This window comes from Umezawaea beigongshangensis, assembly GCF_016464305.1.
Lineage (GTDB): Bacteria > Actinomycetota > Actinomycetes > Mycobacteriales > Pseudonocardiaceae > Umezawaea_A > Umezawaea_A beigongshangensis.
The window spans coordinates 154155-168241 of sequence record NZ_JAEIOJ010000007.1 but is presented as its reverse complement, the minus strand read 5'-3'; the positions used below and the strand labels follow the sequence as shown (position 1 = coordinate 168241).

General features: G+C 72.9%; 11 protein-coding genes. 7 read left to right on the top strand and 4 right to left on the bottom strand.

Going from position 1 to position 14087, the window contains the following annotated elements; all coding sequences use genetic code 11:
• Positions 1-121: 121 nt before the first annotated feature.
• Positions 122-1204 (bottom strand): LacI family DNA-binding transcriptional regulator, encoded by a 1083-nt coding sequence (locus tag IMZ35_RS18760; protein ID WP_199442417.1) that lies wholly within the window; start codon positions 1202-1204, stop codon positions 122-124.
• A 141-nt stretch (positions 1205-1345) separates the two neighbouring features.
• On the opposite strand from IMZ35_RS18760, the gene IMZ35_RS18755 reads away from it, so the two are divergent.
• The 4 genes from IMZ35_RS18755 (at position 1346) to IMZ35_RS18740 (ending at position 5604) form a co-directional block, all read left to right on the top strand.
• Positions 1346-2527 (top strand): MFS transporter, encoded by a 1182-nt coding sequence (locus IMZ35_RS18755; RefSeq protein WP_199442416.1) that lies wholly within the window; start codon positions 1346-1348, stop codon positions 2525-2527.
• Positions 2528-2607: 80 nt separating this feature from the next.
• Positions 2608-2826, top strand: coding sequence for a hypothetical protein (locus IMZ35_RS18750; RefSeq protein ID WP_199442415.1), 219 nt, complete (start codon positions 2608-2610; stop codon positions 2824-2826).
• Positions 2826-3527, top strand: a complete 702-nt coding sequence (locus IMZ35_RS18745) for a Crp/Fnr family transcriptional regulator (protein ID WP_199442414.1) — start codon at positions 2826-2828, stop codon at positions 3525-3527. The genes IMZ35_RS18750 and IMZ35_RS18745 overlap by 1 nt, the downstream gene beginning before the upstream one ends.
• Positions 3528-3615: 88 nt before the next feature.
• Entirely contained in the window at positions 3616-5604 is a 1989-nt protein-coding gene (locus IMZ35_RS18740) for a bifunctional copper resistance protein CopD/cytochrome c oxidase assembly protein (protein WP_438816885.1), read from the top strand.
• 7 nt (positions 5605-5611) lie between these two features.
• Here the strand turns inward: IMZ35_RS18740 and IMZ35_RS18735 are convergent, their stop codons facing one another.
• Genes IMZ35_RS18735 through IMZ35_RS18725 form a run of 3 tightly spaced genes read right to left on the bottom strand, consistent with a single transcriptional unit; the run spans position 5612 to position 8077 of the window.
• Positions 5612-6445, bottom strand: coding sequence for an ABC transporter permease (locus tag IMZ35_RS18735; RefSeq protein ID WP_307868362.1), 834 nt, complete (start codon positions 6443-6445; stop codon positions 5612-5614).
• Positions 6446-6461: 16 nt separating this feature from the next.
• Positions 6462-7397: an ATP-binding cassette domain-containing protein gene (locus tag IMZ35_RS18730; RefSeq protein WP_199442413.1), complete on the bottom strand. Its 936-nt coding sequence runs from the start codon at positions 7395-7397 to the stop codon at positions 6462-6464.
• A complete protein-coding gene (locus tag IMZ35_RS18725; RefSeq protein WP_199442412.1) occupies positions 7394-8077 on the bottom strand; it encodes a TetR/AcrR family transcriptional regulator in 684 nt (227 codons plus the stop codon). Before IMZ35_RS18725 ends, IMZ35_RS18730 begins: the two co-directional genes overlap by 4 nt.
• A 231-nt stretch (positions 8078-8308) precedes the next feature.
• On the opposite strand from IMZ35_RS18725, the gene IMZ35_RS18720 reads away from it, so the two are divergent.
• The 3 genes from IMZ35_RS18720 to IMZ35_RS18710 all read left to right on the top strand — a co-directional run bounded on the left by IMZ35_RS18720 (position 8309) and on the right by IMZ35_RS18710 (position 13995).
• Entirely contained in the window at positions 8309-8572 is a 264-nt protein-coding gene (locus tag IMZ35_RS18720; protein ID WP_199442411.1) for a single stranded DNA-binding domain-containing protein, read from the top strand.
• A 459-nt stretch (positions 8573-9031) separates the two neighbouring features.
• Complete coding sequence (gene ettA / locus IMZ35_RS18715; protein WP_199442410.1) at positions 9032-10708, top strand: energy-dependent translational throttle protein EttA; 1677 nt, start codon at positions 9032-9034, stop codon at positions 10706-10708.
• A gap of 17 nt (positions 10709-10725) precedes the next feature.
• Complete coding sequence (locus IMZ35_RS18710; protein WP_199442409.1) at positions 10726-13995, top strand: tetratricopeptide repeat protein; 3270 nt, start codon at positions 10726-10728, stop codon at positions 13993-13995.
• The last annotated feature ends 92 nt before the right edge of the window (positions 13996-14087 follow it).

Below are 14087 nucleotides of genomic sequence, written 5' to 3'. Positions count from 1 at the left end.
GGGCTGGCGACCACTCGCCGTAGCAGAGTAGCTGGCCCCACCGAGCACATCGCTCCAAGACGTTTGACCGTTTCCGGTCTGCGCCCAGAAGAGTGATCAAGACGGCTGTTTGTGGTGGGGATCACTCGATCGGCCCAGTCGACGCTCTCACGACGAGGTCGGCGGGGAGCCGAACGGGTGTTCCGGGCCTCTCGCCGTCGAGCAGGCGCAGCGCCAGTTCGCCCGCTCGACGCCCCTTCTCGATCAGGGGTTGACGCACCGTGGTCAACGGTGGGTCCGCGCGGTGTGCGGCGGGGACGTCGTCGAAACCGACCACCGACACGTCGTCCGGCACCGTCAGGTCGAGGTCCCGCACGGCCTGGAGGGCGCCGAACGCCAGTTCGTCCGACGCGCACAGCAGCGCGGTCGGCCGGGGGGAGCGCTCCAGGAGCCACCGGCCGCCGACGCGGCCCAGTTCGCGTTCGCTGCCCGGCGCCTCCCACACGGGCACCGCGTCCGGGTCGACGCCCGCGTCGGCGAGCGCGGTCAGGTAGCCGTTCAGGCGGTCGCGCGTCACCGGGAAGGGCGCGTGGGCGCGTCGGCGTTCCAGTGACATCGGACCGGACAGGCCGTCGCTGTGCAAGGAGAAGGTGATGACGCCGAAGTCGCGGTGCCCCAGGTCCAGCAGGTGCCGTGCGGCCGCGCCGGCCCCGCCCTCGTCGTCGACCGCCACGACGGCTGCGCCGGGCAGCACCGGCTGGTCGATCAGCACCAGCGGCAGGCCCCGCGCCCGCACGGCGGCCAGCGCGGGTGAGTCCTCGGGCAGCGAGTAGGCCACGACGACGTCCGCCTGCGCCCTCGTCACCATCTCGGGGCGCGGGCCGTTGCAGCCGGCCCCCGGCATCAGGACCAGCCAGTGGTCGTGCCCGTCCACCGTCTGCGCCAGGCCGTCGAGCAGCACGGACAGCGCGGGATCGGCGAACGAGGAGGGCAGGTCGTCGCACAGCAGGAGCGCCACGGCCGCGCTGCGCCGGGTCGCGAGACTGCGGGCGACGGGATCTGGTCCGCCGTACCCGAGCGCGCGGGCCGTGTCGAGGACGCGCTCGCGCAGGGCCGCCGAGAGCTGGTCCGGCCGGTTGTAGGCGTTGCTCACGGTCGCCCTGGACACCCCCACCGCCGCGGCGACGGTGTCCAGCGTCGGCCTGCGAGGTCGGTCCGGCTCCATCCGGCGAGGATATCGACGTCCGGGTCGTGGACCGGTCATCTCGACGTCACGTGTTCGAATCCTGGAGTGCGGACATACCCGCTGGACGTCTCTGAAGCGCTTCAGTCATGCTGGGGAGACCGCTCCGGAAGGGAAGTGTCCATGCCCACCCCACGCTTCGCCGTGTTCGCGGCCTTCGTCGCGAACGGCGTCTTCTTCAGCTCGTGGGCCGCGCGGGTGCCCGCGCTGGCCGAGCGGATCGGCGCGCACGAGGGCGTCCTCGGCCTGACCCTGCTCGGCGCCAGCGCCGGTCTCGCGCTGACCGCGCCGCTGGCCGCGCGGGTCGTCGCCGCGCACGGCGCGCGCGTCGTCGTGATCGCCAGCGTCGTGGTGATCGCCCTCGTGCTGCCGCTGCTCGGCCTCGCGACCTCACCGCTGCAACTCGGACTCGTGCTCTTCCTGGTCGGCTCGTCCAACGCGGCGCTCGACGTGTCGATGAACGTCGGCGCCGTCGAGGTGCTGCGGGTGCTGGACCGGCCGCTCATGCCGCAGTTCCACGCCGGGTTCAGCGTGGGCGGCCTGCTCGGTTCGCTCGGCGCGGCGGGAGCCGCCGCCGCGAGCTGGACACCGCTGCGGCACTTCCTCCTCGTCGCGGTCCTCGGCCTGCTGCTCCTCGCGCTCGTGGGACGGAACCTGCCGGGCGCCACCGGCGAGCGGCACCGCGAGGCCGTCACCGATCAGGCGCCGGTCCTGCGTCGCCCCCTGCTGTGGCTGCTGGCCGCCGTCGCGTTCTGCTCGGCCATCGCCGAGGGCGCGTCGGCCGACTGGTCCGCCCTGTTCCTGGTCGGCGAGCGCGGGACGGACCAGGCGGCCGCGGCCGCCGCGTACGCGGGGTTCTCCGTCGCCATGGCCACCGCGCGGCTCCTGGGCGAGCCGGTGCAGCGGCGCTGGGGCCCGCACCGGCTGCTCGCCGGTGGCGCGCTGGTCGCGTTCTTCGGGCTGGTCCTCGTGGTGGCGGTGCCGCTCGCCGCCGCCGGGTACGCGGGCTTCGCGCTGACCGGACTGGGCCTCGCGTTCGCGTTCCCCGTCGTCATGGACCTCGCGGGCGCGGCCGGCCGGCGTGCCGACGGGACCGGTGGCGAGCGGGAGTTGGGGCTGGTCACCACGATCGCCTACACGGGCTTCCTCGCCGGGCCGCCGCTCGTCGGGGGCATCGCCCACGCCACGAACCTGTCGGTCGCCCTGGGCGTGGTGGCGGTCGTCGTCGCCGCGACCCTGCCGGCCGTGTGGTTCGCCGCACGCGCGAGTGCGGGGGAGCGGGAGCGGGAGCGGATCGACGCCTGACACTGTGGAGCGACACGGCGTTTGAAGCCTCTGCCAGCGGTTATGTACGTGCGACAGATCTGGTCCACGTGGAGGTAGCGGTGACAGCGATCCGAGGACGCACGCACACGAACGTCCGCCACGCAGGCAGCAGCGACCCGGTGGTGAGCGTGGAGGTGCGCAGGCGTGCCGTCCGTGCGCTCGCGGGCAGCTACGCCCACGACGCGGACGATCTCGTCGAGCTGCTGGAAGCCCTCGGGCTGAAGGCGGAGGAGGGATGTGAGAGGGCGTTCGTGCCCCTCCCTCGCACGGCGAACTAGTGGACGACCGGACGGCGGTCGCCGCACCGGCGCCACCGGCCAGGGAGAACGCGTCCTGGGTGATCCGCTGCCTCGACGGCGACGACGAGGACCAGGTGCTGGTCGACGCGCTCGCGCCGCTGCTGGTGCAGCGGTTCGCCCGGCGCGGTGAGGCGCTGTGCGAGAGCGGCCGCGTCCCGGACGGGGTGTGGATCGTGCAGGACGGCCTGGTCGAGCTGACCGCGGGACCCGACCCCGGCAGGGTGGTGCAGACGCTCTGCCGGGGCGACGTCTACGGACTGGAGCACGTCGTCACCGGCCGGTGCACGCCGTGCCGTCCCCGGGCTGCCACCTTCGTGCCGTGTCTCTTCGTGAGCGCGCACGACTTCGGCGAACTGCTCGCCGCGTACCCGGCGGTGATCCGCTGGTGCCTGTCCGGGCTCGCGACCCGGCTCCTGGAGAGCTGGACCAGGCTGGCGGGCGCCCTCGACGTGGACGTGCGGGCGCGGACCGCGCGGACCCTGCTGCTGGAGGCGCGCGGCGGCGTGCTGAACGTGACGCAGGGCGCGCTCGCCTCGATGGTCGGCTCCTCCCGTCCGACGCTCAACCGCGTGGTGCGGGAACTGGAGGAGCGCGGCCTCGTCACGACCAGCTACCGGCGGATCGACCTCGTCGATCCCGCCGCGCTGCGGACTCTCGCCGCGTTCGACGCCGCGACCTGAACCACCGGGCGAGACGAGCGTCACGAGCCCGCGGAAGTGCGCACCGGGGGCGGTGTCCGGTGGCCGTGACAGCGCATACCCTCGTGCTGTGTCGTCCGAAGCGCCCGCTCCCGTGCAGCCAGAGCCCGCCCCGCAGGGCGGGGGCCGGAACCGGACCGGTCTGGTTCCGCTCCTCGTGATCGGCGTCGCCGTCGCGGCACTGCTGGCGGCCGGTCTGAACGTCCTCCTCGGCGACGGAGCCGGGGCGATCCTGATCGTGCGCGTGCTCACCGAGGCCGGTGCCGTGGTGTGCATCGGGTCGCTGCTGCTGGCCGCGTTCCTGGTTCCGCCGCAGCGCTCCGGGACGCTCGCCGTCGACGGGTACGCCGCCCTGCGGACCGCGGGGTGGGCCTCCCTGCTGTGGCTGCTGGGAGCGGTGCTCTCCGTGCCCTTCACCGTCGCCGACGCCGTCGGCCAGCCCGTGACCTGGTACTTCGAGCCCGAGCGGCTGATCAGGGTCGCCGGGGCCGTCGAGCAGGCCGAGGCGTGGGCGATCACGGCCGTGCTGGTGGCGCTGGTGGCGCTGGGCTGCCGGTTGGTGCTGACGTGGGGCTGGACGACGGTGCTGTTCTTCGTCGCCCTGTTCGCGCTGGTGCCGGTCGCCGTGACGGGGCACTCCTCCAGCGGTGGCGCGCACGACGTCGCCACCAACAGCCTGCTCTTCCACCTGATCGCCGCCGCCCTGTGGGTCGGCGGCCTGATCGCGCTGCTCGCCCACGGCCGTCGTCGCGGCGACCACCTCGCGCTCGCCACGACCCGCTTCTCGCGCCTGGCGCTGGTCTGCTGGATCGTGATGGCCGTCTCCGGCACGGTCAACGCGCTCGTGCGGCTGCCGCTGAGCGCCCTGTTCAGCACCTCCTACGGCATCCTGGTCGCCGGCAAGGTCGCCGCGCTGGTCGTGCTGGGCGTCATCGGCTACCTCCAGCGCGAGCGCGGCGTCCGGCAGGTCGTGGAGACGGGGTCGGGCTCCGCGCTGCTGCGCCTCGCCGGGGTCGAGGTGCTGATCATGTTCGTCACCATCGGCCTCGCCGTCGCGCTGAGCCGCACGCCGCCGCCCGTCGAGGGCGTGGCCAGGCCGAGCACGGTGGAGCTGCTCATCGGCTACGACCTCGTCGGGCCGCCCACGCTCGTGCGGACGTTCCTCGACTGGCGCTTCGACCTGATCTTCGGCACGGCCTCGCTCGTCCTCGCCGCGCTGTACCTGCTCGGTGTGCGGCGGCTGCGCCTGCGCGGCGACGCGTGGCCGGTCGGGCGCACGGTGGCCTGGGTGCTGGGGTGCGCGTCGATCCTGTTCGCCACGTCGTCCGGGCTGGGCCGCTACGCGCCCGCGATGTTCAGCGTGCACATGGAGGCGCACATGGTGCTCTCCATGCTCGCGCCGATCCTGCTGGTCCTCGGCGGCCCCGTGACGCTCGCGCTGCGCGCCCTGCCCACCGCGGGACGCGACGGCGCTCCCGGGCCGCGCGAGTGGCTGCTGGCGTTCGTGCACTCCCCGCTGGCGGGGGTCCTCACCAACCCGGTCGTGGCGCTGGTGCTGTTCGTCGGGTCGTTCTACGGCCTGTACTTCTCCGGGCTGTTCGACGCCGCGCTGGAGCACCACTGGGCGCACCTCGCGATGAACGCCCACTTCATCCTCGTGGGCTACGTCTTCTACTGGCCCGTGATCGGCATCGACCCGGCTCCGAGGCGGCTGCCTCCGCTGGCCAAGCTCGGCCTGCTGTTCGCGTCGCTGCCGTTCCACGCGTTCTTCGGCGTCATCCTGATGAGCTCGCAGACCGTCATCGGCTCGAACTTCTACCGCAAGCTGTCGCTGGACTGGGTGCCGAGCCTGATCGACGACCAGCGGCTGGGAGGCGGCATCGCGTGGGCGGCGGGGGAGGTTCCGCTGCTCGTCGTGATGATCGCGCTGATGGTGCAGTGGGCGCGCTCCGACGGCCGCGACGCCCGCCGGAGCGACCGCAGGGCCGACTCCGACGGGGACGAGGAACTCACCGCCTACAACGCCATGCTGCGCACGATGTCCGAGCGCGAGCGCTGAGCCGGGCTCACTGCGCGGGGCGGCGGAAGCCCCTGATCGCCAGCACCCCGCCCGCTCCGGCGAGGACGACGCTCGCCAGCACCGCTCCCACCAGTCCCGTGACGGGCTGGGCCAGCGCGAGCGAGCGCGCCGCGTCGACCGCGTGGGTGAGCGGGTTGACGTCGGCGAACGCCTGCAACCACCCCGGCAGCCCGCTGATCGGCACGTAGGCGCTGGAGGCGAACATCAGCGGGAACATCGCCAGGAAGCCGACGGTCTGCATCAGCTCGGCGTTGCGCACCCAGGACGCGATGGCCAGGAACACCCAGCCCAGGCCCCAGCCCACGAGCAGCGCCAGCACCAGCGCGCCGACGACACCGGGCACGCCGCCCGCCGGGGCGAAGCCGAACACCGCCACGGCCAGCACGAGCATCACCGTCAGCTGCACGGCGCTGCGGACCAGGTCGGACAGGCTGCGGGCGATGAGCACCGACGCCAGCCGGATCGGCAGCGAGCGGAACCGGGCCAGCACGCCGTTCTTCATGTCGGTGACGAGCCCGACGCCCACCTGGAGCGCGGACTGCATCGCCGTGTTCACCAGGATCGCCGGCATCAGGTAGTCGATGTAGCTCACGCCCCGCGGGAAGCCCGGCGTGTTCGCGATGCTGCTGAAGATCTGGCTGAACAGGGTCAGCATGATCAGCGGCTGGAGCAGGCTGAAGATCACCAGGCGCGGATCGCGGACGAGCGCCCGCAGCGATCTGGTGGTGAGGACGAGCACCTGGGTGCCGAAGCTGCTCCCGCGCCAGCTCGTGGTGGGCACCGGCGCGGGACCGGTCGCCAGGACGGTCGGTGTGGTCACGGTGTCGCTCCGGTGGTCAGGCCGCACGAGCGGCGAGGGTGAGGTAGACGTCGTCGAGGGTGGGTTCGCCGAGGGCCAGCTCGGCGGCCTCCAGCCCCGCGTCGTCCAGGGCGCGCACCACGACGGCGAGGTCGCGGGAGGCGGTCACGGGCGTGGTCAGCGAGCCGTGCTTCGGGTCGAACTGCGGCGCGAGCCCGACGCGCTCCAGCGCGGCGCGCGCGGGAGCGACGTCCGACGAGGACGCCATGGTCACGGTCACCGTGCGCTGGCCCACCTGCGCCTTCAGCTCGGCGCTCGTGCCTGAGGCGACCACGGCCCCGGCCGACAGGACGGTGATGGAGTCGGCCAGCCGATCGGCCTCGTCGAGGTACTGCGTGGTCAGCAGCACCGTCGTGCCCTCGGAGACGAGTTCTTCCACGATCTCCCACATGCGCAGCCTGCTGGCCGGGTCGAGACCCGTCGTCGGCTCGTCCAGGAAGATCACGTCCGGGCGGCCGACGAGGCTCGCGGCCAGGTCGAGCCGCCTGCGCATGCCGCCGGAGTAGGTGCGCGACGGGCGCTTCGCGGCGTCGACCAGGTCGAACAGCTCCACCAGTTCGGCCGCGCGGGCCTTCGCCTCGCGCGAGGTCGCGCCCAGCAGCCGGGCGATCAGCACGAGGTTGTCGGTGCCGGACAGCTGCTCGTCGACGGCGGCGAACTGGCCCGTCAGCCCGATCCGGCTGCGGACGCCGTGCGCGTCGGCCACGACGTCGAACCCGGCGACGCGCGCGCTGCCGCTGTCCGGCGGCAGCAGTGTCGTCAGGACGTTGACCAGCGTCGTCTTGCCCGCGCCGTTGTGCCCCAGCAGGCCGAGCACGGTCCCCCGCGGCACCGACAGGCTCACGCCGTCGAGCGCCTTCACCTCGCCGAACGTCTTGCCGACGTCCCGCGCCTCGATCATGGTCCCGGTCATCGCGCTTCCCCCTCTGGTGCGTGTGCTGCCGCCCGTCCCGTGCCCAGGACGCCGTGCAGGAACAGGTCGACGAGCTGCGACGGCTCGGCGACCTCGTCTCCGAAGCCCTCGCCCCGCATCCGGTTCGTGAAGACGATTCCCATCAGCAGGCGTGCCGCCAGCACGGGCTGCACGGCCAGCCGGTCGGCCTCCGGCTCGAAGAGCGCGGCGATCCGCACGAGGACGCGCTGCATCTCCTGCGGCGGCCCGCCGTGGTCCTTGCGGTGGTCCTCGCCGTGCCGGTCGTGCCCGTCGTGCCCGTCGCGCGGGTCGTAGCCGGAGTCGCGCAGCGTGCTCATCAGCCCCCACACGCGGTCGAGGTAGCCGCTGACGGCGGTGATCGCCGCCAGCAGCCGCTCGGGCAGGGGAGCACCGAGGTCGATGGCCTCGACGACCTCGACCTCGGGCCGCGAGGCCAGGGCGGTCCGCACGCACGTGGTGAGCAGGTCCTGCTTGTCCTTGAACGCCCGGAACACCGTGCCCTCGGCGATCCCGGCCGCCTTCGCGATCTGGCTGGTCGTGACGTTCGCGCCGTGCTCGTAGAGCAGCGGGACGGTGACGCGGACGATCGCCTCGCGACGGGCCTCCTGGCTCATCGCCGGAGCGCGCCTGCGGCGAGGCGGGGTGTTCTCTTCGGGCATGCCGCCACAGTATGAGTGAGGACTCACTCACGTCAAGGAGTGAGTCCTCACTCACGAATTCCCGCCTAGCACGACCCACCGACCCCCCGTGTCGCCGACGAGCGGAACGGGCCGAGTAGTCCACAGCTCCCGAGTTGTCCACAGATCGGCGGACCGCCCTTCCGTCGCAGCTCGGAGGGTCGCATCGTGGACGCACGAGAAGGTGTCCGGAGCGGGTGAGGGGGAGAGCGGATGGGGAATCACACGCACGCCGCGGTCGTTGGAAACGTGGTCGGCGATCCGACGCGCAGGCCCGCGGTCGACGGCACCGGCGTCGTCGGCCTCCGGGCCGGGACGGCCGAGCACCGCTTCGACCGCGAGACGCGGGAGCGGGTGGACGGTGACCGGCTCCTCGACCGGTGCTCCGCCGAGCCGCGCCGCCGCCACGTCCCGCCCGGCGTCGTGGCTCCCCGCGCCGGACCACGCCCCGTCGAGGCGGTGTCACCGGGCGGGTGATCTCCGGGGCGGGACGGGGTTGAACTGCCGCCGTTCGGGGCACGTCCGGGACCGAGGAGCCCGGAAGTGTCCAGAGGTGTTCGACGACGGGGTCGCGGACGCCAGGATGATGGAAGAGCAGCGCGATCGGGACGGGCCGCCGGGGCCGGCCGGATCGCCACCACGAGCGAGAGGGAGGGAAGGTCGGACGTCGGCGCCACGGGCGACCGCGTCGGCCGCTGCGAGAACTGGTCCGTGGAGGAGTCGTGCAGCGCACGCCGGAGCCCTGACACCGGTGAACGGCCGAGCGTGGTCGAGGACCGCCAGGTCACGGCGTTGCGCGGTCATCAGCTGCGGGAGTCCCCATCACGCTGTGACAGGTGTGGGTGACCCCCGTCCGCGCTAACTCTTTCGCGTCGATCAGGACCGAGCGGCCAACCGCGGTTCTTGCCCGATCGGCACCGCTCTACGATCGCCGCCATGGCCGAGTTCATCTACACCATGAAGAAGGTGCGCAAGGCGCACGGGGACAAGGTCATCCTTGATGACGTCACCATCCAGTTCTACCCCGGTGCCAAGATCGGCGTCGTCGGTCCGAACGGCGCCGGCAAGTCCAGCGTGCTCAAGATCATGGCCGGACTCGACACGCCGGGCAACGGCGAAGCGTTCCTGTCGCCCGGCTACACCGTCGGCATCCTCCAGCAGGAGCCGCCGCTGAACGAGGACAAGACCGTCCTGGGCAACGTCCAGGAGGGCCTCGGTGAGATCAAGGTCAAGCTGGACAGGTACAACGAGATCGCCGAGAAGATGGCCGTCGACTACTCCGACGAGCTGATGGAGGAGATGGGGCAGCTCCAGGAGGAGCTGGACCACGCCGACGCGTGGGACCTCGACTCCCAGCTGGAGCAGGCGATGGACGCTCTCCGGTGTCCGCCGCCGGACGCCGAGGTGACGACCCTGTCCGGTGGTGAGCGCCGCCGCGTGGCGCTGTGCAAGTTGCTGCTGAGCAAGCCCGACCTGCTCCTGCTCGACGAGCCCACCAACCACCTGGACGCGGAGAGCGTCCTGTGGCTGGAGCAGCACCTGGCGTCCTACCCCGGCGCCGTGCTCGCCGTGACCCACGACAGGTACTTCCTGGACAACCTCGCCGAGTGGATCCTGGAGATCGACCGCGGCAAGACCCACCCCTACGAGGGCAACTACTCCACGTACCTGGAGAAGAAGGCCGAGCGCCTCGCGGTGCAGGGCAAGAAGGACCAGAAGCTCCAGAAGCGGCTGCGGGACGAGCTGGAGTGGGTGCGCTCCGGGGCCAAGGCCCGCCAGGCCAAGTCCAAGGCCCGTCTCGACCGCTACGAGGAGATGGCCGCGGAGGCGGAGAAGCACCGCAAGCTCGACTTCGAGGAGATCCAGATCCCGGCGGGCCCGCGTCTGGGCAGCGTCGTGGTCGAGGTCTCCGGCCTCAAGAAGGGCTTCGGCGACCGCGTCCTCATCGACGGCCTGTCCTTCGACCTGCCGCGCAACGGCATCGTCGGCGTCATCGGCCCGAACGGCGTCGGAAAGACCACGCTGTTCAAGACGATCGTGGGGCTCGAAGAGCCCGACACCGGCAAGGTGAAGGTCGGCGAGACGGTCCTGCTGTCGTACGTGGACCAGAACCGCTCGGGCATCGACCCCAAGAAGAACGTCTGGGAGGTCGTGTCCGACGGGCTGGACTACATCCACGTCGGCAACACCGAGATGCCGTCGCGGGCCTACGTCAGCGCGTTCGGCTTCAAGGGGCCCGACCAGCAGAAGCCCGCGGGCGTGCTCTCCGGCGGAGAGCGCAACCGGCTGAACCTGGCCATGACCCTCAAGCAGGGTGGAAACCTGATCCTGCTCGACGAGCCGACGAACGACCTGGACGTCGAGACGCTCGGTTCGCTGGAGAACGCGCTGGAGCAGTTCCCCGGTTGCGCCGTGGTCATCTCGCACGACCGGTGGTTCCTGGACCGCGTCGCCACGCACATCCTGGCGTGGGAGGGTACGGACGAGAATCCGGCGAAGTGGTTCTGGTTCGAGGGCAACTTCGAGGGCTACGAGAAGAACAAGCTGGAGCGTCTCGGCGCTGAGGCCGCCCGGCCTCACCGCGTCACTCATCGCAAGCTCACACGAGACTGAGCAGGGACATCCACGTCGTGGCGGCCAGGGGCGAAGCGCAGGCGGACGTCGAGGTGAGCACGCTGGTCGTGCCCGCCTGGCGGTTGCGTTGGCAGGCACCGGAGCTCGCTCTGGTGCTCGGAGAGCGAGCCGTCGCGCTCGCCGCTGCCCGCCGTGACGAGGTGGACCGGTTGCGGGCGGAGTCGCTCGTCGTCTTCGCCCACAACCGGCTGGGTCGCGGGGTCGGCATCACCAACCGGGCGCTCGACGCCCTGAAGGCGGCCGACTCCGCGGCGGAGCACGAGACCGCCTGGCGGTTGCGGGTCGAACTGGCCTCCTCCGCCAGGGCGGTCGGTGCTCCCCTCACCGGGTTCGCCGCCGTGCGCCCGGTGCTCCAGGCCGACGGCGTGCCGTACGCGGTGCGGGCGGCGGCCCTGGTGCAGGCCAGCGAGTGCCTGGTGACGGTCGGACGGGGTGACGCGCTGCTGCGCGCGTTCGTCGAGGCCGACGACCTGGTGTCGAACGACCCCGTGCTGGACGAGGACACCAGGCTGCTGCTGCGCGGCCTGCAGAAGGCGTCCGCGGCGGCCCAGCACCGCCGCTGGGGCGACGTGGGCGGCGCGATCAGCGCGGCCCGCGAGGGCCTCGGGCTGCTCGACCAGATGCGGGACCGGGCCGCGGACAGCGGACAGGTCCGCGCCGAGCTGACCCTCGAACTCGCGTGCGCCCTGATGGACTCCGAGAAGATGCGCGACGCCTCCGAGGTGGCCGCGCCGCTGCTCGACCTGCCCGTGCGAGCACCCTCGGCGAACGGTCTCGGGTGGCTGCGCCTCGCGCTGGCCACGCGGCTGCACCTGCCGGCCGGACGGGTCGACGAGGCCCGCACGCTGTTGCAGGACGCCGCCGCCGCCGCCGAGCGGCACCAGCTCGACTCGCTGCACGCCGAGAGCCTGCTCGCACTGGCGCACATCCACGAGCTGGCGGGTGAGCTGGGCGACGCGCTGGAGGCGCTGCGCTCCGCGCACGCCTCGGAGCGCAAGCGCGCCCGTGCGGTCTACGCGGTGCGGGCGAGGCTCGCCGCCGAGTTCTCCGGCGTGCCCCGCCAGCCGATCAACCTGCACGACCAGCTCGCCGTGCTGCTGGGCAGGCAGTACGCGGCACCGGTGTCGGCGATACCCGCCGAGCGGCCCGAACCTGCGGCCGACGCCTCGCAGGGCGCGGCCGCCCAGCAGCAGTCCCGCTCGCGGCGACCGGTGCCGCTGCCGAGCGCGGAGAGCGCACGCGCCAAGCGCGGGCGCCGCGCGGCCGAGGACATGACCGTCGAGGGCCTCTCGGCGGCCCGTGCCCACGCCGCCGACCGCTGGCGGATGGTGCAGCCGTTCGGCGACGACCCCGCCCGGTCCGACTCGGCCCCCGCGGCCGAGCCGCCGGAGGAGCAGCGCGGTGGCCGCCGCAGGGCGGAGGACCGTCCGGCGGCCGGAGCGCCCCGCAGCGACCAGCAGGAGCCGTCCCGGTCCGAGCAGCACCAGCCCGAGCAGAGCCGGGCCGAGCACACCGCCGCACCGCACACGCTCCCGTCGCACGCCGCCCCGGCTCCGGCCGCGCTCCCGCCGGTGCAGCAGCAACCGGCCCAGCAGCAACCGGCCCAGCAGCAACCCGCACAGCGGCAGGCGGCCCAGCAGCCCGCCGCTCAGGACGCGACCACACCGCCGCAGGCCACCCCCCAGCAGCCGGGGCAGCACCAGGCAGCCCAGTACCAGGCAGCCCAGCACCAGTCGGCCCAGCCGCAGCCGGGGCAGCACCAGTCCGCTCAGCCGCAGTCGGGCCAGCACCAGTCGGGCCAGCACCAGTCGGGCCAGCACCAGTCCGGGCAGCAGCCGACTCAGCACCCGTCCGCTCCGCAGCAGCCCGTGCAGCAGCAGCCGACCCCGCAGCAGCCGGTGCAGCACCGCCCCGCGCCGCAGGCCGAGCAGGGACGACCCGCTCCGGCGCAGAACACCGCCGACGGCCTGCCGCCGCTGCCTCCCCTGCCGTTCAGGAGCGACGGACCCGCCACGGGCACCCTGCCCGCGATCGGACTGATCGCCGCCGCCGGTGCCGTGCGCAGCGGGCGCAGGCGGGCCGCGCGCGAGTCGACGGAGAACCCGCCCGAGGGCACCGCGGAGACCGCTGACGGCCCCGGCGTGCTCGACGCGCTGAAGGCGGCCGGGCTGCTCCAGGGGCAGCGCTCCGGCGGGCGTCGGCGCATGCGCGACTCGGGAGACGACGACACCCCCTCCACCCCGGCCGAGGCCGTCGCCCCCGCGCCGGAGCAGCGGCCGTGGCCCAGCAGCACCCCGGAACCGCAGATCGAGCGGAACGACGCGTCCCGGTGGCGGGTCGAGGCGCCACCACACCTGCGTGCGGACTCCCCGGCCTCCGCGCCCGAGCAGCCGGTGTCCCGTCCGGCGCCGTTCGCCCCGGCCGCTCCCGAGCCGGACGAACCGGCCATGGTCCTGCCGCCCCCACCGCCGATCCCGCCGCGTGCCGATCCGGCCGACGCGCCCACGACCCTGTACCCGCGCCTCGGCCCCGACGGCCTGCCCCTGCTGCCCGCCCTGCCGGACACCACCGGCCCGGACGGGCCGGGCGCGAGCGGATCGCGGACGCACCGGGTGCCGGAAGCGCCGCAGTGGCCGGAGCCCGACGAGTTGCCGCCGCTGCCCGATCCCGTGCCGGACGTGCCCGAACCCGCCCAGATCCCGGACGTGCCGGAGCCGAGCCTGGTTCCGGACGTGTCCGAGCCCGGTCCGGTTCCCCCGGCGGCCGAACCGGACCAGGAGCTCCCGCCACCTCCCGCTGCGGAGGGGACGGGGACCGCCGACGTGTTCGACCTCGCTCCGGACGGCAAGCCGCGCGTGGTCGACATCGTGGTGGGCGATCCGGCCGGTGAGCAGGTGTCGCTGCGCGCCACCAAGGACCTCACGATGGCGGAACTCCTGGCCGAGGCGCTCGTCGCCTACGAGACCGGTCGCCGCAGCGAGTCCGCCTTCGGCGAGCAGGACGACGAGTCTCCCGGCGGTGGCGAGGTGGCCGACGCCGTCGACTGGCTGTCGGCGGTCGAGGCGGCCCCGCACTCCGCTCCTGTGTCGGAGATCACCGACCTCCCTCCCGCGGCCGAAGCGGACCGGACGGGGTCGTTCCGTCCCGTCGTGCCACCGGAGGGCGACAACGAGACGACTCTTCCCATCATGCGGGTCGCCGAGCCCGATCCCTCGCCGTTCCGGTCGTGGCGAATGCCCGAACAGTGGGATCGCACCACTGATTGATTTGAGGTTTTAATAAGGTTTCCCGTCGGTAACACGGGCGTTGGACGAAATGCCCAGATCATGCGTTGGCACACCCTTTACCGCGCTGATCG